12 protein-coding genes are annotated in these 17,897 nt (G+C 74.2%); 10 read left to right on the forward strand and 2 right to left on the reverse strand.

Translation table 11 applies throughout. The features are described 5' to 3' along the window. The coding region (locus tag ACFV4F_RS03505) for a saccharopine dehydrogenase family protein (protein ID WP_380500262.1) at nt 1-1,287 on the reverse strand (1,287 nt) is incomplete at its 3' end. Nucleotides 1,288-1,430: 143 nt separating this feature from the next. Here ACFV4F_RS03505 and ACFV4F_RS03510 point away from each other — a divergent pair. After that, the gene (locus ACFV4F_RS03510) at nt 1,431-1,886 is read left to right on the forward strand and encodes a hypothetical protein (protein WP_380444984.1); all 456 of its coding nucleotides are present in this window, start codon (nt 1,431-1,433) and stop codon (nt 1,884-1,886) included. Between the two features lie 9 nt (nt 1,887-1,895). On the opposite strand, the gene ACFV4F_RS03515 is transcribed toward ACFV4F_RS03510, so the two are convergent. Next, complete coding sequence (locus tag ACFV4F_RS03515; protein WP_380500263.1) at nt 1,896-2,891, reverse strand: hypothetical protein; 996 nt, start codon at nt 2,889-2,891, stop codon at nt 1,896-1,898. Between the two features lie 338 nt (nt 2,892-3,229). Here ACFV4F_RS03515 and ACFV4F_RS03520 point away from each other — a divergent pair, with 338 nt between their 5' ends. From ACFV4F_RS03520 to ACFV4F_RS03560, 9 genes are all read left to right on the forward strand, one after another. Then, nucleotides 3,230-3,691: a DoxX family protein gene (locus tag ACFV4F_RS03520; RefSeq protein ID WP_380500264.1), complete on the forward strand. Its 462-nt coding sequence runs from the start codon at nt 3,230-3,232 to the stop codon at nt 3,689-3,691. Between the two features lie 1,057 nt (nt 3,692-4,748). After that, entirely contained in the window at nt 4,749-6,176 is a 1,428-nt protein-coding gene (locus tag ACFV4F_RS03525; RefSeq protein ID WP_380444987.1) for a sugar transferase, read from the forward strand. 133 nt (nt 6,177-6,309) lie between these two features. Continuing rightward, the gene (locus tag ACFV4F_RS03530; RefSeq protein ID WP_380500265.1) at nt 6,310-7,638 is read left to right on the forward strand and encodes a nucleotide sugar dehydrogenase; all 1,329 of its coding nucleotides are present in this window, start codon (nt 6,310-6,312) and stop codon (nt 7,636-7,638) included. Continuing rightward, complete coding sequence (locus ACFV4F_RS03535; protein ID WP_380500266.1) at nt 7,628-8,893, forward strand: glycosyltransferase family 4 protein; 1,266 nt, start codon at nt 7,628-7,630, stop codon at nt 8,891-8,893. The genes ACFV4F_RS03530 and ACFV4F_RS03535 overlap by 11 nt, the downstream gene beginning before the upstream one ends. Then, a complete protein-coding gene (locus ACFV4F_RS03540; protein ID WP_380500267.1) occupies nt 8,890-10,254 on the forward strand; it encodes a Wzz/FepE/Etk N-terminal domain-containing protein in 1,365 nt (454 codons plus the stop codon). Before ACFV4F_RS03535 ends, ACFV4F_RS03540 begins: the two co-directional genes overlap by 4 nt. Further along, entirely contained in the window at nt 10,251-11,786 is a 1,536-nt protein-coding gene (locus tag ACFV4F_RS03545; RefSeq protein WP_380500268.1) for a Wzz/FepE/Etk N-terminal domain-containing protein, read from the forward strand. The genes ACFV4F_RS03540 and ACFV4F_RS03545 overlap by 4 nt, the downstream gene beginning before the upstream one ends. A 2-nt stretch (nt 11,787-11,788) precedes the next feature. Continuing rightward, nucleotides 11,789-13,696, forward strand: a complete 1,908-nt coding sequence (gene asnB / locus ACFV4F_RS03550; protein ID WP_380500269.1) for an asparagine synthase (glutamine-hydrolyzing) — start codon at nt 11,789-11,791, stop codon at nt 13,694-13,696. 60 nt (nt 13,697-13,756) lie between these two features. Beyond that, nucleotides 13,757-15,943 (forward strand): bi-domain-containing oxidoreductase, encoded by a 2,187-nt coding sequence (locus tag ACFV4F_RS03555; protein WP_380500270.1) that lies wholly within the window; start codon nt 13,757-13,759, stop codon nt 15,941-15,943. After that, on the forward strand, nt 15,940-17,889 hold the full coding sequence (locus ACFV4F_RS03560) for an alginate lyase family protein (RefSeq protein WP_380500271.1): 1,950 nt from the start codon (nt 15,940-15,942) through the stop codon (nt 17,887-17,889). The genes ACFV4F_RS03555 and ACFV4F_RS03560 overlap by 4 nt, the downstream gene beginning before the upstream one ends. Nucleotides 17,890-17,897 lie beyond the last annotated feature (8 nt).

Below are 17,897 nucleotides of genomic sequence, written 5' to 3' on the forward strand. Positions count from 1 at the left end.
TGGGTAACCGTGGGTGGCGGCGCGGCCCGCCCCCCTGGGGGGGGGGGGGGGGGGCCCCCCCGGGGGGCGCCCCCCCCGGGGGGGGGGGCGCGGCGGCGGGGTGTCCAGCACGCGGAAGGAGATGCCCGCCGCGATCAGCCGGTCGATCAGGGGGCGGCCCATCGCCACTGCCGTGGTCAACTGCCCTGCCACTGGCGGCAGGTCGTCGTAAGCCAGGCACAGTGCCGACTCGGCCAGCATCTTCGCCGTCTCCTGGTAGCCGGGATCGCCGCCGGACACCTCGGTGAGGAGCGTACGGCCGTCCTGTGTCCGGGCGGCGAAGCGGACGGCGAACCAGGAGCGCGCCCGCTGCTCCGCGTTCGGGCCGTCGCCGGGCTTGCGCAGCCGGCCCAGGACCCGGCGCAGCGTGGGCAGTTGGGCGGCGACAGCGAGAGCCGCCACCGTGGCGACACCGGCGAGGGCGATCGGCAGCCGTCGTACCGCCGCGTAGTGCGCGTAGGCGAAGTCCGGGCCGTACTCGTCCAGTGCGGCGGCCGAGCGGGAGACCACCTGCGGGTCGATCGTGGGCATCGGCACGGCCCACGCGCGGGCCGTCCGTGACCGGTGCGGCCGGCCGGCCGGGGTGTGGACCAGCCGTCCCTTCGGCCGGGGCTCGGCCGCGCGGCGCTCGCGGGCGGCCCGGGCCATCGCGCGGGGCCGGGAGAAGGCCGTCATGGCCGAGGCGAAGGTGCCGCCGGAGATGGTGCCGCCCGCGCGGACGAAGCCCTCGACGGAGACCCGGGCCGACGGTCCTACGCGGCGGAGCAGTTCCTCGACGGTGAAGAGCACGCCGAGGTCGTGCGGTACGGAGTCGAAGCCGCAGGAGTGCACCAGCCGCGCTCCGGTGGCCACCGCGCGCTCGTGGTGCCGCAGGTACATCCGGTCGACGAACTCCGGCTCGCCGGTGAGGTCCACGTAGTCGGTGCCGCTGTCCGCGCAGGCTGCCACCAGCGGCTCGCCGTGCCGCAGGTACGGGCCGACCGTGGAGATCACCACGCGGGCGGAGGCGGCGACGTCGCGCAGCGCCGCGCGGTCGGCGGCGTCCGCGATCAGCAGGGGGAGGTCGGCGCAGCGCGGGTCGATCCGCGCCAGCCGCGCCCGGACGGCGGCGAGCCTGCCCTCGTCCCGCCCGGCGAGTGCCCAGCGGCACCCCTCGGGTGCGGTGCGGGCCAGGTACTCGGCGGTGAGCCCGCCGGTGAACCCGGTGGCACCGAACAGGACGAGGTCGTACGGGCGGGGCTCGGCCATCAACGGTCCCTACTCACGGGTAATCGACGGCGCCACGCTAGGAGCCGGTCGTGGCGGTGTCAACGGTCCGGGCCCCGGGTTTCCATCGGGGCGTGCTTGGCGCTACTTTGAACGTGTTCAATTTAGCCCTCGGGGGGTACGGGATGACCGAAGAACCGTCGCTGCAGCACGCCGCTCTCGTCGAAGCGGAGCCCGATCGTCACCGGGTCCGCCCCAGCGCGCGGGTGCTCGTCGCCCTGGCCGTGGTCGCGTGGGTGCCGTTCGTCGCGGAGGGGCTGCACTACCCGGCGAGCCCGAGGTACTGGGCCCTCCTCTTCACGCTGGTCGGGCTGACCGCGCTGCCTTTGGTGGTGCCGGGAGATCCGGGGTTCCGGATCACCTGCCTCGCCGTCGGCTGGCTCCAGTTCGCGATCGAGATCGTGCTCTCCGTCCCGTTCCTGCTGCTCGCGGTGCCCTTCTTCGTCTTCGTCTGCCCGTCGGGTGTCGTGCTGCTGCTCGCGAGTCGGCGCAACCGCGGCACGGTCGGCACGGCGATGCCGGTGCTGCTCGCGGCCTGCCCGATCCTGCTCCTGGCGCACGGCGGGTGGACGCACATGTAGCAGGCGTGCTCACCGCCGGCGGCAGAGCCGCCCGTCGGGGGTGCCCAGCAGGTGGCGCAGGGGTTCGATGACGACCGGGCCGCAGTACCGGACGGTACTGCGGCGGACGCCGGCCCGGCTGAGGGTGTCATCGGCGCCGGAGCCGGAGACCGAGAGGCGGGCGACGGTCGTTCCGGCCGGGGTGTCGATGACCAGTTCGTCCAGGCGGCTCCAGCCGCGGCGGGCCAGGCGGTACGGGACGGTGCCGTCGATCGCCGCGGCGGCGGCCAGGGTGGTGGTGTCGCCGGGGGTGAGCATCCGGTCGCCGGGGACGGGCAGGGGCCGGACGGCGAGGCGCCGGTACTGGTACTGCCCGACCGCGGCGGCCCGCAGGCCGGTGCCGATCCGCGCCGGGCCGAGCAACCGGGCCGCTGCGCGGGCGAGTTGGGCCAGCCGCCAGCCGAGGCGGGCGGTGAAGGCGTCGGCGAAGAGCTCCCGCTGGTCGTGGACGCCGAGGTCGGCCGCGTCCACGAAGAGGTACGGACGTCCGGCGGAGACGAGCGAGACCTCCATTCCGTCGACGGGCAGGAGGGCGCTGCCGGACGGCAGCAGGTCGCCGAGCCGCCGTGGCCGGCGGTAGGCGAACTCCAGGCCGAAGCCGGTGCCGGTGCCGCTGCGGTCGAGCTCGCACAGCACCCGGTGCCCGGTGTCGACCACGTTGATCCGCGCCCGGGATGACGGGCGGTCGCGCGGCAGCCAGGCCAGCCGGTCGGCCACCGCGACCGCGGCGAGGAGCGCGTGGCCGCCGCCGTGGCGCTCGGACCGGTAGTCCAGGTCGAACCGCGGGTCGCGGGACGGCTCGATCATCGCGATGGCCGAGACGGGGACGCGGTAGGTGTCGGCCACCCAGCTCCGCGCGATCAGGAGGGCCTCGTCGAGTTCCCGTCCGTCCGGGGGCAGCACCCGTCGGTCCAGGACGAGCACGGGGCGGGTGCTGCCGCCGGGGTGGGACAGGTGGCCGATCATCGAAGCCCCTCCGGTGCGGTCGCTGAGGTGCGACGAAGGATGCGGGATCCGGGCCGGGCCGGGCAACGACCGTGCGGTGAACGGTCGCCGAACGGCGCATTCGGGCAGGTCGGCGATATTCGCGGAGTTCTTCCGGGTTGGCCCCTCCGCGTCAAATTCAGGGTGTCTTCGGGAATTGGTCGACCGTTCGCCGGACGGACATGGCAACCGGCTCGCGCAGGCTTGTAGCGTCCCGGATCGCCGATCGGACGGTGCGTGAATTCCGCCTGATCACGACGGATATTTGCCATGGATATCCGCCATGGACATTCCATTCCCTTGCCCGGAGGTCTGAACTCGTGGTCGACCATCTCCAGGCGCGTTTCGCCGGCCCCGTGCAGTCGGTGTTCCGCGTCGTCGCCGGACTCCTCTTCGCCTGCCACGGCACCGCCTCGCTCTTCGGCTTCTTCGGCGGTGCCGCGGGCACCCACGGCGGGACGCTCCACCTCGGGGCCTGGCCCGGCTGGTGGGCCGCCGCCATCCAGCTGGCCGGCGGCGCGCTGGTGCTGCTCGGCCTGTTCACCCGGCCCGCGGCCGTGATCTGCTCCGGCTCCATGGCGTACGCGTACTTCGTCGTCCACCAGCACCACGGCCTGTTGCCGATCGAGAACGGCGGCGAGCTGTCGGCCCTCTACTGCTGGATCTTCCTGCTGATCGCCACGCTCGGTCCGGGCCCGTGGGCCGTCGACGAGGTGCTCCGATCAGGCCGGATCCAGCAGACCGCGGAGTCCGGCGCCGAACGGTCGGCGGTCGCCGGCTGAGGCGTCCGGCGGTCACCCGTCCGGTGGCGGTGGTCCCCACGCGGGACCGCCGCCCCCGCGGGGGGGGGGGGGGGGCCCGGCGCGGGTTGGCGGGGTGTTGAGCAGCGGGCTGGGGGGGGGGGGGGGGGGGGGGTTGGGGGGGGGGGGGGGGGGCCCCCCCCCCCGCCCCCCCCCCCCCCCCGCGGTCGTGCCGGAGGCGCCCGGCACGGTTCGGCGAGTGATCACGGAGGCTCCTGGCGCGTGGGGGAAGGGGCGGCGGCAGTCGGTTGTCCGGAATCGATCGGTCCGTCCGCCGGTTCCCCGGCGTCGTCGAACGCCGCTTCGAACGGCCCGATCCCCGGTACGGCCTGGTCATCCGCGGCGGCGGGACCTCGGGCCCATGTCCTGAACGCGCTGTCGGTGGCCACGACGGGAGGTCTCCGGATCATCGCGCGTGAGGGCTCTGCGTATCCCCGTCGTCACAGGTCACCCCGTACGCCGGCGGCTCCGGGGCGCCCTCCGGTGGTCACCGCCCGGTAGATCAAGATTCAGCTCTCGTGCACGTGTTTCACACATCCCCCACTTTGGGTGCCCCCGATGCTCTACATTGATGTCCACTTCGCTCGGTTCGACGCGGGGCGACGATCGATGATTCACGGGTCCGGCGCTGCGCATGGCCGGTAGTCGCGTCCCGGCGGCAGCCGTGGGGGCGGTGAATTCCCGGCGCCCGGAAATCGGGCTTCGAGTGTGGAGAGCGACCGCCGGCGGATTCCCGTCCATTTCGGGATTCCGGCAGGACGTACGGGTCCGTCGGTGCTTTTTTGGGGATGTACACGTAGCGCTGCAGGAGTTCATTTCGCCATGCCCGGGAGCGGGACCTCCCGGCGGTAGGAACAGCGCGGCACGGGAGGCGGCGGGGCCTCCCGAAGGGGAGGAATCAGGTGCGGGAGGCGAGAGCCTCCCGGGGGGAGGAATCGTGTGGAGCGAGCACGTCGAACCCACTGGTGACCTGGAAGGGGCTGTCGAGCAGGGGGAGGGGGAATTAGTCCGCCCGTTCCAGGCGGTGCGGGGGCGCCCGGTGAACGGGAGGATCGGGCGGCCCGAGAGTGACTGGGAGCAGCAGTACCGCCGTACGGTGATCATCGGCGACACCGTGACCACCGCCTTCGTGGTGGCGGCGATCGGCGGGTTCTTCGGGGTCAGGGACGCGGCCAACTGGCACGAGAAGTGGGGGATCCTCGCCTTCGGCACCGAGCTCCTGGTGCTGGCGGCGCTGGCGACGACCCGGTCGTGGGCGCCGGCCGTGCTCGGTCAGGGGGCCGAGGAGTTCCGCCGGCTCGGACGCGCGCTGTTCGCGGCGGCCGTCGTCCTGTCGCTCGGCGGGATCGCCCTCACCTCGACCAACATCAAGCTCTGGATCTTCGTCGCGATCCCGGCGATCACGGGCGTCACCATGACCGAGCGGTACCTGCTGCGCCTGTGGCTGCACAAGCAGCGGAAAGAAGGGCGGTGCCTGCGCCCGGTGCTGGCCGCCGGGAGTCCGGCCACCATGCGCGACCTGATCGCCCGGACCCGCAAGTTCCCGCACCTCGGCTGGCGGGTGGAGGCGGTCTGCACGCCGTACGCCCTCGGGCTGGGCGGTGACCGGCTGGACGGCGTGCCGGTCGTGGGCCGGCTGACGGACGTGGCCAACCACGTCCGCCGCGACGGCTACCGGGTCGTCGCCGTCACCCCGGACCCGTACTGGACACCGGACCGGCTGCAGCGGCTGGCCTGGAAGCTCGAAGGCAGCGACGCCGAGATGGTCGTGGCCCCGGTGCTGATGGAGGTGGCCGGACCGCGGCTGCACGTCGACGCGGTGCTCGGCATCCCGATGCTGCGGGTCAGCATGCCGACCTTCACGGGGGGCCGGCGGGCCGTCAAGGAGGTCGTCGACCGGCTGGGCGCCGCTGTCCTGCTGGTCCTGTTCGCGCCGCTGATGCTGCTCGTCGGGCTGCTCGTGCTGGCGGACAGCCGGGGCGGGGCGTTCTACCGCCAGCACCGGGTCGGCAAGGACGGCCGCGAGTTCACCCTGGTCAAGTTCCGCACCATGGTGGCCGGGGCGGACCGGGCCAGGGCCGCGCTGGCCGACCGCAACGAGGGCGCCGGCCTGCTGTTCAAGCTCCGCCGGGACCCGCGGGTGACCCGGGTGGGCGGGGTGCTGCGCCGCTACTCGCTCGACGAGCTGCCGCAGCTGCTCAACGTGCTCACCGGGTCGATGTCGCTGGTCGGCCCGCGGCCCCCGCTGCCGGAGGAGTCCGCCGCGTACGGACCGGACATCCGGCGGCGACTGCTCGTCAAGCCCGGGCTCACCGGCCTGTGGCAGATCAGCGGGCGCAGCGACCTGCCGTGGGAGGAGGCGGTGCGGCTGGACCTGCGGTACGTGGAGGACTGGTCGCTGGCCCTGGACACGGTGATCTTGTGGAAGACCCTGCGGGCGGTGCTCCAGGGGCAGGGGGCGTACTAGCCGCCAGGGGCGCCGCACAACGCGACAACGCACGACGCGACAACGCACGACGCGACAACGCACGACGCGACAACGCACGGCACGGCACGTGGACGGCAGGCCGGATCGGCCTGCCCGAGGGGAGGAACGGGTCATGAGGGTCAGCGTCCTGGGGCTCGGCTACGTGGGCTGCGTGTCGGCCGCGTGCCTGGCCAGTCTGGGGCACGAGGTCATCGGCGTGGACGTCAACCAGGTGAAGGTCGACCTGGTCAACGACGGCAAGGCCCCGGTGGTCGAGGAGCGGATCGGCGACCTGATCGCCGAGATGGTGCGGACCGGGGCGCTGCGCGCCACCACCGACGTCCGCGAGGCGGTCCTGGGCAGCGAGGTGTCGCTGGTCTGCGTGGGCACGCCGTCGGAGCCCAACGGCGGCCTGTGCACCACGTACCTGGAGCGGGTCGCCGAGCAGATCGGCGCCGTGGTGGCCGAGCGGGGCGGGCGGGGTGGGCGGCACACCGTCGTGTTCCGCAGCACCATGCTCCCGGGCACCTGCCTGAACCTGCTGGTGCCCATCCTGGAGAAGCACGCCGGCGGCACGGCCGGGACGGACTTCGGGGTCGCGGTGAACCCGGAGTTCCTGCGCGAGGGCACGAGCGTGCGGGACTTCTTCGACCCGCCGAAGACCGTCATCGGCGAGCTCGACCCGGCGAGCGGGGACGTGGTCGCGGCGCTGTACGAGGAGCTGCCCGGCGAGGTGTTCCGGGTGCCGGTCCCGACGGCCGAGGCGATCAAGTACGCGGACAACGCGTTCCACGGCCTCAAGATCGGCTTCGCCAACGAGTTCGGCGCGGTGTGCCAGGCGCTCGGGGTGGACTCGCACCAGGTGATGGACGTGTTCCTGGCCGACCGCAAGCTCAACATCAGCCCCGCCTACCTGCGGCCCGGCTTCGCCTTCGGCGGCTCCTGCCTGCCCAAGGATCTGCGCAGCCTGGTCCACGCGGCGCGCCGGGCCGACGTCTCGGTGCCGATCCTCTCCCACGTGCTGGCCTCCAACGCCGACCACCTCCAGCGCGCGGTGGAGCTGGTCGAGCGCACCGGCAAGCGCCGGGTGGGCCTGTTCGGCCTGTCCTTCAAGCCCGGCACCGACGACCTCCGCGAGAGCCCGCTCGTCGAGCTGGCCGAGCGGCTCTTCGGCAAGGGCTACGACCTGCGGATCTACGACCCCAACGTGAACCTCTCCCGGCTGCTCGGCGCGAACCGCGAGTACATCGAGACCCGGCTGCCGCACCTCGCGCAGCTGCTCGCCCAGTCCGTCGACGAGGTGCTCGACCACGCCGAGGTGTGCGTGGTCGGGACGAAGGACCCCGCGGTGCTGTCCGCGTTGCCGCACGGCGGCGACGGCCCCTCGATCGTCGACCTCGTCCGCCTGCCCGACGCCGAGGCGCGCCGGGCCGAGCCGGGGTACGCGGGCCTTGCCTGGTGACGCGGCCGGCGGCGACGGGCGGGGCCGTCGCGCGCTGGTCCTGGTGGAGAACCTGTCGGTGCCGTTCGACCGGCGGGTGTGGCAGGAGTGCACGACGCTGCGCGACGCCGGCTGGACGGTGCACGTCATCTGTCCGCAGGGCACCAAGCGGGACACCGAGCCGGAGGCGGAGATCGACGGGGTGCGGATCCACCGCTACCCGTTGCGGGCGGCCACCGGCGGACCGGCCGGCTACCTGCGGGAGAACGGAACGGCGCTGTGGCACACGGCCCGGCTGGCCCGCAAGGTCGGCCCGGTCCACGTTGTCCACGCCTGCAACCCGCCCGACCTGCTGTTCCTGCCGGCCCTGTGGCTGAAGCAGCGCGGCGCGCGGTTTGTCTTCGACCAGCACGACCTCGTGCCCGAGCTGTACCTGTCCCGGTTCGACCGCGGCGAGGACCTGCTCTACCGCGGCGTGCGCGCACTGGAACGGCTGACCTACCGGGCCGCGGACGTCGTGCTCGCGACGAACGAGAGCTACCGGGACGTCGCGCTGCGCCGCGGCGGTCTGCGGCCGGAGGACGTGTTCGTGGTGCGCAGCGCGCCCGACACCGAGCGGTTCCGGCCGGTGGAGCCCGAGCCGGAGCTGAAGCGCGGCAAGCCCCATCTGCTGTGCTACCTCGGCGTGATGGGCCCGCAGGACGGCGTCGACTACGCCCTGCGGGCGCTCGCGAAGCTGCGCGACGACCTCGGGCGGACCGACTGGCACGCGGTGTTCGTCGGCGGTGGCGACACCTTCGACGAGATGGTGGCGCTGTCCCGGCGGCTCGGGCTCGCGGAGCAGGTGGAGTTCACCGGGCGCGTCCCGGACGCCGACCTGGTGCGCTACCTGTCCAGTGCGGACGTGTGCCTCTCGCCCGACCCGCGCAATCCGCTCAACGACGTGTCGACCATGAACAAGGTCCTGGAGTACATGGTCATGGGCCGGCCGATCGTCTCGTTCGACCTGCGGGAGGCACGGGTCTCCGCCGGTGACGCCGCCGTCTACGCGCCCGCGAACGACGAGGCGGAGTTCGCCCGGCTCGTCGCGCTGCTGATGGACGATCCGGAGAAGCGGGCCTGGATGGGCAAGCTCGGCCAGGAGCGCATCAACGGGCCGCTCGCCTGGCGCAACTCCCAGCGCGCGCTGCTCGACGCCTACGCCGCCGCCTGCCGTCCGCTCGTGAACGGCAGCCGCACCCCGGGCCGTCGGGCAGGGAGAAGGCCTCGGCGTTGAGCGACGAAACGATCCGCCTGGTCACGGTCGGCCGGATCCTCCGACGGCGGTGGCGGCTCCTGGCCGTCCTCGCCGTGGTGGGTGCGCTCGTCGGGTACGGCACGTCCCTGCTGTTCCCGCCGCGCTACACGACGTCGGCGTCGGTCCTGCTGCCGGGGGTGTGGCAGGACCGCGAGCTGCTGACGCAGGCCCAGATCGCGACCAGTTCGGTGGTGGTCGACCGGGCGGCCGCCACCCTGGGCTGGACCGGCGTCACCGGCACCAAGCTCCAGGACCGGGTGAGCGCCACGGCGTCGGACGGGAACATCATCAAGATCTCCGGCACGGCCGAGACCCCGGAGCGCGCGCAGCAGCTCTCCGACCAGGTGGCCCATCAGTTCGTCGCGTTCGCCTCGCACGTCGCGGGCGACAGCACCGACCCCGAGGCGGCGCAGCCCGAGGCGCTGCGCCAGCTCGTGCTGCAGGCCGGCCGCAACATCAGCGACCTCGCCGCCGCGGCCGGTCCGGGGCAGACCGTGGACAGCGTGTCGACCCGTACCGAGCTGGCGAAGCTGCGCACCGCCCTGCAGGACGCCATCAAGAAGCTGGACCAGGTCGACCCGGCCGCCAACAAGGCCAACATGGTCGTCATGGGGTCGGCGCCCAGGCCCTCCGGCGAGGCGCCGCCGACGAGGATCCAGCTCGTCGCCGCCGGGGCGCTGCTGTTCTTCCTGGTCGCGCTGGTCGGCCACCTCGCCGCCGGGCGGACGAGCCGCCGGCTGCGCACCGGACCGGAGATCGCCGCGGCGCTGGGCTCGGTGCTCCTCGGTGCCGTCGACGTCCCCGGTGACCGGTCCGCCCACCGGGCCGACGGCCGTGGCCCCCGGGCCCTGGTCCGCCGGCTGCTGGGCACGGACGTCCGGTGGGACCTGCCGGCCCCGCGCGTCTCCGGCGACGAGGCCGGCCGGCAGCTCCGCTACCGGCGGGTGTGCGCCCGCCTGCGGGACCGACTGCCGTCCCCCGGGCGGCTGCTGGTCGTCGTCCCGGAGGGCGACGAGACGGCCCGCCGGGCCGCCGGGCAGCTCGTCGCAGAGGCAGCGGGCGATCCCGTGCTGCGGGCGGTGGACGTGTCGGTGTCCCGGCCGCTGGTGCCGGACCACGACGGCGAGTCCGGCGCCGTGGTCGTGCTCAGCGCGGGCGACTGGACCGCGGGGGAGCTCGCCGACGTCGCCGGGGCGTGCGCGGACGCCGGCCACGAGGTCGTCGGCGTCGTCGTCGCGGAGCCGGTCCTGGCCCGACCGGGGCGCTCCGCCGACCGCCACCCGGAGGGTGCCGTGCCGGTGCTCGCCGTCGGCGACGACGCGAGAAGGGGCCCGGAGTGACGACGAGTACGACGCCGGAGCCGTCGGCCCCCGCCCCGCTGCTGGATCTGCAGTCGCTGGTGGTCGCGGTGCGCAGGCGCCGCCGGCTGTGGTGCGTCATGGCGCTGCTCGGGCTGCTGGCCGGTGCGGCGGTGGCCGTCCTGCGGCCGCCCGCGCCGAGCGCGACGGTCAAGGTGCTGGTCGCCCACCAGGCGGACCAGCCGAACGACCCCGGGACGCTGATCCGCACCGACGCCGCGCTGCTCCAGACCACGGGCATCGCGGGCAAGGCCCTGCAAGCCCTCGGATCCGCGGAGAAGCCCGAGGACTTCATGCGGGACTACGCGGGCGCCGGCCTGACCAACAACCTCCTGCAGATCAACGTGACGGGCACGAGCGACGCGGAGGCGGTGGCCCGGGCCAAGGCGCTGGCCGACGCGTTCGTCGCGGACCACGTCCGGCGGATCCAGGAGGCCGCGGACGCCGAGGCCAAGGCCTACCTCGACCAGCGCGACCGGCTGCGCGAGGAACTCGCCCAGGTCAACAAGTCGATCGGGGACGCCTCGCAGCAGAACGACCCGAAGACGGCGGCGAGCCGGGAGTCGCTCGACACCAGCCGGTCCGAACTCATGTCGCGGATCGCCGACTTCAGTCAGCGCGCCGCGGAGGCGGGTGTGGGCACGCCCCGGCTCGTCGCCGGTACGCAGATCGTGGACGCCCCGCGCGCGGTGCGGCAGTCGCTGCCCAAGACCGCCGCCACCGACGCCGCGCTCGGGCTCGTCCTCGGACTCGTCCTCGGGCTCGCGGTGGCCGCCGTCGGCGCGGTGGTGGCGGACCGCCCGGTGCTGCGCCGGGAGATCGCGGCGAACCTCGGTGCCTCGGTCATCGCGGAGCTGCGCGGCGTGCCCCGCAGGTCCGTCGGGCGGTGGCAGCGCCGGCGGACCAGGGCGGCCAGGACCCGGCTCACCGCGACCCTGGCCCGCAGCGTGCGCGGCTCGGCGGACGCCGTGTCGCTGCTGGAACTCGGCTGCGCGCGCACCACGAGCGTGATCGCCCTGGACCTCGCCGGCGAGCTGGCGTCGGAGGAGGAGGGGCCGGTGGTCGTCGTCGACGGGCTGCCCGGCCCGCAGCTCGCCAAGCGCCGCGCCAGGCCGGGGGATCCGACCGTCGTCGTCGGCGGGCGCGCCGGGGCCGTGCCGCCCGAGGAGCGCCGGCTCGGCGTCGGCTCGGTGGCGCCCGGCACGGCGTGGACCGACCTCCGCCACCTCGGCACCCGGACGGTGCTCGTCGTGCGGGCCGGGCACGGCAGCGCCGCCTGGCTGCACACCGTGGCCCGGCAGCTCGCGGACCAGGGCATCCCGGTGATCGGGGTGGTGCTGATCGACCCCGATCCGCGGGACCGGACCGACGGCACCCTCTGGGACGGGCCGCACGCCGCGCCGCGCGGCCGGCGCGCCCGCCCGCCCCGGCGCGACGGGACCGGCCGCCGGCGCACGGAACGACAACCGACGAGGACCGCACCGGTCCCGGACAACGACCAGGAGGCGGGCTAGACATGTGCGGCATCGCGGGAACGTACCGGTGGCCGGACGGGAAGGCCGTGACCGACCTGCTCACCGACACCCTCGCCCACCGGGGCCCGGACGGGGCCGGCCGCTACGGCCACCCGGTCGGCGACGGCGACGTGCAGCTCGGGCACCGCCGGCTGGCCATCGTCGACCTCTCCGAGACCGGCGCCCAGCCGATGGTCTCGGACGGCCTCGTCCTGACGTACAACGGCGAGCTGTACAACGCGCCCGAGCTGCGCGCCGAACTGGCCGCCGCCGGCGTGCGCTTCCGCGGGACCTCCGACACGGAGGTGCTGCTGGAGGCCTGGCGGCGCTGGGGCACCGACTGCCTGCCCCGGCTGCGCGGCATGTTCGCGTTCGGGATCTTCGACGAGCGGACCGGCGAGCTGGTTCTCGTCCGCGACCAGCTCGGCATCAAGCCGCTGTTCCTGGTCCGGCGCGGCGGGGGCCTGGTGTTCGCCTCCGAGCTCAAGGCGCTGGCCGCCGCCACCGGCGGGTCGCTGGAGGTGGACCACGCGGCGCTGGTGGCCTCCCTGCTCTACTACTGGGTGCCGGACTCGCGGTGCGCCTTCCGCGAGGCCGAGAAGCTGCCACCGGGCAGCTGGCTCCGGTGCAGGCCCGACGGCCGGGTCGAGCGCGGCCGGTACTGGAACCTGCGGGACGTCGCCGCCGAGGGCCGGGAGCGGGCCCGGGCCGGCGAGCGGCCGGACCTCGCCGCCATCGTCGAGGAGTCGACCCGGCGTCACCTGCTCTCCGACGTGCCCGTGGCGACCTTCCTCTCCGGCGGGCTGGACTCCAGCTACCTGACCGCGCTGGCCGCCCGCGACCGGCCCGGCATCTCCGCCTACACGATCGGCTTCCGCGCCGAGGACGCCAGGTTCGAGGCCATGCCCGACGACCTCCGCTACGCCCGGCAGGTGGCCGGGCGGTTCGGCGTTGACCTGCACGAGATCGAGATCGCCCCGGACGTGCTCGACCTGCTGCCGAGGATGACGTACCACCTGGACGAGCCGATCGGCGACCCGGCCGCGATCAACACCTACCTGATCTGCTCGGCCGCCCGGGAGGCCGGGGTCAAGGTGATGCTCTCGGGGATGGGCGCCGACGAGCTGTTCGCCGGCTACCGCAAGCACCTGGCCAACCGGCTCGCGCTGCGCTACCAGCGCGTCCCGCGGCCCCTGCGGCGCGGCCTGTCCGCGGCCGTGGACCGGCTGCCGGTCGCCACGGCCACCCGCGGGTTCCGCTCGGTGCGGTTCGCGAAGCGGTTCCTCTCCTTCGCCGACCTGCCGGAGGAGACGGCGTTCCGGCGCAGCTACACGATGTACGACCGGGCCGAACTGCTCGCCCTGGTCGACCCGGACCTGGCCGGGACGGTCGACGACGTGCTGACCGAGCACGCGGACGTCTACGGGGACAACGACCTCGACGACTTCGTCAACCGCATGTGCCTGGGGGACGCGCGGATGTTCCTGCCGGGCCTGAACCTCGCCTACACGGACCGGTCGAGCATGGCCGCGTCCACCGAGGTGCGGGTGCCGTACGTGGACGTCGAGGTGGTGCGGGCGGCGTTCGCGGTGCCCGGTGACCGCAAGATCGTCGGACGGCAGGGCAAGGCCGTGCTCAAGGAGGCGGCCACCTCCGTCCTGCCCCGGGAGATCGTGTACCGGCCCAAGGGCCTGTTCAGCGCGCCGCTGCGGGCCTGGATGAGCCGGGACCTGGCACCGCTGGTGCGCGAGGTGGTGAACGACGGCGTGCTCGTCCGGTCGGGGTTCCTGCGCCGGGACGCGCTGGCGCGGCTCGTCGCCGCGGACGCCGCCGGGCAGCAGGACTACTCCAAGCACCTGTGGCACGTGCTGACCCTCGAGTACTGGTACCGCGGCGCGACCTCCGGCTGAGGCCGCGGCCGGAATGTGACGACGTGACGACGTGACGACATGGGAACAAGGGGACTTCGGGTGAAACAGGTCGTGCAGAACTACAAGAGCGGCGAGCTGTCGGTGCTCGACGTGCCGGTGCCGGGCTGCAAGCCGGGCGGGGTGCTGGTCCGCAGCGCCTTCTCGCTGATCTCCACCGGCACCGAGCTCATGAAGGTCTCCGAGGCCGGGATGTCGATGCTGGGCAAGGCCCGCTCCCGGCCGGACCAGGTGGCCAAGGTCATGCAGAGCGTGGCCACCAACGGACTGCCCGCCACCTACCGCAAGGTGATGGGCAAGCTGGACTCCTACACGCCGCTGGGCTACTCGCTGTGCGGCGTGGTCGAGCAGGTCGGCGCCGGGGTCGACGACGTGAAGGCCGGCGACCTGGTGGCCTGCGCCGGCAACGAGCACGCGCTGCACGCCGAGCTGAACTGGGTGCCGAAGAACCTCTACGTCCCGGTGCCGGACGGCCTCGCGCCGCGGCACGCGGCCTTCGGCACCGTCGGGTCGATCGCGCTGCAGGGCGTGCGCCAGGGCGAGCCGCAGCTCGGCGAGGTGGCGCTGGTCATCGGCCTCGGGCTGATCGGGCAGCTGGTGGTGCAGCTGCTCACCGCCGCGGGGGTGCGCGTCGTCGGGGCCGACCCCGACCCGGCGCGCTGCGAACTCGCCGCGCGCCTGGGCGCCGTGGCCTGCGGCGATCCCGCCTCCGCGGCCGTGGCGGGCGCCGTCGCCGAGCTGACCGGCGGTCACGGCGTGGACCAGGTGTACCTGGCGGCCGGCGGCGGCAGCAACCAGCCCGTCGAGCTGGCCGCCGCGCTGGCCAGGGACCGGGGCCGGGTCGTCGACATCGGCAAGTGCCGGCTGGACCTGCCCTGGAACGCGTACTACGAGAAGGAGCTCGACGTCCGGTTCTCCCGCTCGTACGGCCCCGGGCGCTACGACCCGGAGTACGAGCTGGAGGGGCGGGACTACCCGATCGGCTACGTGCGCTGGACCGAGCGCCGCAACCTCGCGTGCTTCCTCGACCTCGTCTCCCGGGGCCGCGTCGACGTGGAGCCGCTGATCTCCCACATCGCCGACTTCGGCGACGCCGTCGAGACGTACCGGCGCCTGAAGGACGGCGAGTTGAAGGCCGTGGCCGTGCTCTTCCGGTACCCCGGGCCCGAGGCGGAGGGAACGGCGGAGGCCCCGGTGGTGGCGGTGCCGGCGGTGCGCGTCGAGACCAGGGCAGCCGCGCCGTCCCGTCCCGTCAACACGCCGGTGCGGCTGGCGTTCGTCGGCGCGGGGAACTACGCGACGTCGATGCTGCTGCCCCACCTGGCCGGGCGCGACGGCGTCGCGCTGTCCACGGTCGTCACCACGACGGCGCTCTCGGCGGCCAACGCGCAGCGGAAGTTCGGCTTCGCCCGGGCGACCACCGATCTGGACGGCGTGCTCGGGGACCCGTCCATCGACGCCGTGTTCGTGGTCACCCGGCACAGCTCGCACGCCGAACTGACCCGGCGGGCGCTGCTGGCCGGCAAGGCGGTGTTCGTGGAGAAGCCGCTGGCCCTCACCGAGGACGACCTGGCGGGCGTGCTCGCGGCCGTGACGGAGTCCGGCAACGACCGGCTGCAGGTGGGCTTCAACCGACGGTTCTCGCCGCTGCTGCGCGAGGCCAAGGCCCGGTTCGGCGCGCGGAGCGGCCCGGCGAGCCTGCGCTACCTGGTCAACGCGGGCCGCCTGCAGCACGGCAGCTGGTACCTCCAGCAGGGCACCGAGGGCTCCCGGTTCGCCGGCGAGGGCGGGCACTTCATCGACACGGCGAGCTGGCTGCTGGAGGCCGACCCGGTCTCGGTGTACGCGGTGGCCTCGGCCGGCAACGAGGACCTCCAGGTCGTGCTGCGCTACCCGGACGGCTCCACGGCCACCATCAGCTACGTCACCACCGGCGCGTCCGGCTTCCCCAAGGAGACACTTGACCTCGTCGCGGACGGCAAGGTGCTGAAGCTCGACGACTTCGTCCGCGCCTCGGTGTACGGGGGCAAGCGGTGGGTCAGTTCGCGGCTGCCGAAGGCCAGGGACAAGGGTCAGTCCAACGAGCTGGCCGCGTTCGTCAGGGCGGTGCGGACCGGCGGGCCGATGCCGGTGCCGCTGGAGTCGCTGGTCGCCACCACGGCGGCCACCCTCGCCGTGCAGACCGGCCTGGCCGGCGGCGTGCCGGTGGCGCTGGAGCGGGCGCGATGACGATGAGCGCGGGCTGGTACCTGCGGCGGCTGTCCCGGATGGGGCCGCGGGAGGTCGGCGGCCGGGCGGGCGACGCGGTGCGTAGGCGGCGGTGGCGCTCGGAGCCGCCGCCCTGCCCGGAGGTCACCGGCGCCCGGTTCACCGCCGTCCTGCCCGCCGGGGCGCTCGCCGCGGTGCCGGCGGAGGCCGCGAAGCGACTCGTCGCCGAGGCGGACCGGCTGATGGACGGGTACGCCGAGTTCTTCGGGGTGGACCGCGACGACCTGGCCGACCCGGACTGGTGGCGCGACCCGAAGACCGGGCGCCGGGCCCCGGCCGGCTACGCCTTCGACGTGCCCTACCGCGACGAGGACGCGGTCGGGGACATCAAGCAGATCTGGGAGCCCTCCCGGCACCAGTACCTGACCGTGCTCGCCGCCGCCTACGCCCTCACCGGGAACGAGCGCTACGCCGAGCGCGTGGCCGCGCACCTTCGGTCGTGGTGGGCGGCCAACCCGCCGCTGCGCGGCGTGCACTGGATCAGTGGCATCGAGCTGGGCATCCGGCTGCTGTCCTGGGTGTGGATCCGCCGGCTGCTCGACGGCTGGCCGGGCGCGGCCGGGCTGTTCGAGGGCAACCCGGTGGCGCTGGAGCAGATCTGGCACCACCAGCGCTGGCTGGCCGCCTTCCCCAGCCGGGGCTCCTCGGCCAACAACCACGTCATCGCCGAGGCCGCCGGGCAGTTCGCCGCGGCCTGCGCGTTCGGCTGGTTCCCGGCCTCGGAACGCTGGCGGTCCGGCGCGCTGCGCTCGCTGGAGCGGCACCTGCGCGGCAACACCTTCCCGTCCGGCCTCAACCGCGAGCTGGCGACCGAGTACCACGGGCTCGTCCTGGAGCTGGGCCTCGCCGCGCTGGCCGAGGCGGACGCCGCCGCCGTGCCCGTCCCGGCGTCCGTCCGGCTGGTCCTGCTGCGGATGACCGACGCCCTCGCGGCCGTCGTGGACAACCGGCTGCGACCGCCGCGCCAGGGCGACGCCGACGACGGGTACGGCCTGGTCCTGGACGGCCCCGGCACCGACCGCTGGGCCTCGCTGCTGGCCACCGGGGACGCCGTGTTCGGCCGGCTCGCCTGGTGGCCGGCGGTGACCGGCGGCGACGTGCGCACCCCGCTGCTGGCCGCGCTGGTCCGCCCGTACGGGAAGAGCGGAGCCGTCACCCGCCCGGCACGCCGGCCCGGCCACTTCGCCGACGCCGGTATGACCATCCTGCGCGGCCCGGGGGAGATCTGGTGCCGCTGCGACGGCGGCCCGCACGGCTTCCTGTCCATCGCCGCGCACGCCCACGCGGACGCGCTGTCCGTGGAGGTCCGGCACGACGGCGTGGAGGTACTCGCCGACCCCGGGACGTTCTGCTACCACGGACAGCCCGAGTGGCGGAGCTACTTCCGCTCGACCCTGGGCCACAACACCCTGGAGCTGGACGGCGGCGACCAGTCCGTCTCCGGCGGCCCGTTCCTGTGGACCCGGCACGCCCGCAGCCGCGTCCTGGCCGCGGACACCTTCAACGGGAGCGTGGCCCGCTGGAGCGCCGAACACGACGGCTACCAGGACTCGGTGCACCGCCGCCGGGTGGAACTGACCGCCGCCACCCGGGAGCTGCGGGTGGTCGACGAGGTGCGCGGCCCGCGCCGGGCCGTGCGCCTGGCCTTCCACCTCGGCCCGGCGATCACTGCCGACCTGACGGGGCACCGGGCTCTGCTCACCTGGACCCGGGACGGCGAGGGCCGTTCCGCGGTGCTCGACCTGCCCGGACAGCTGTCCTGGCGGGCGCACCGCGGCGAGACCGACCCGCCGCTGGGCTGGTACTCGGCCGGCTTCGGGCGCAAGGAACCCGCGACCACGCTCGTCGGCACCGGATTCGCCGACGGCACCGAGGAGTTCACCACTGTGCTCGGATTCCGGGACTGAGGGGGGAG

This window comes from Kitasatospora sp. NPDC059722 (assembly GCF_042733235.1).
Lineage (GTDB): Bacteria > Actinomycetota > Actinomycetes > Streptomycetales > Streptomycetaceae > Kitasatospora.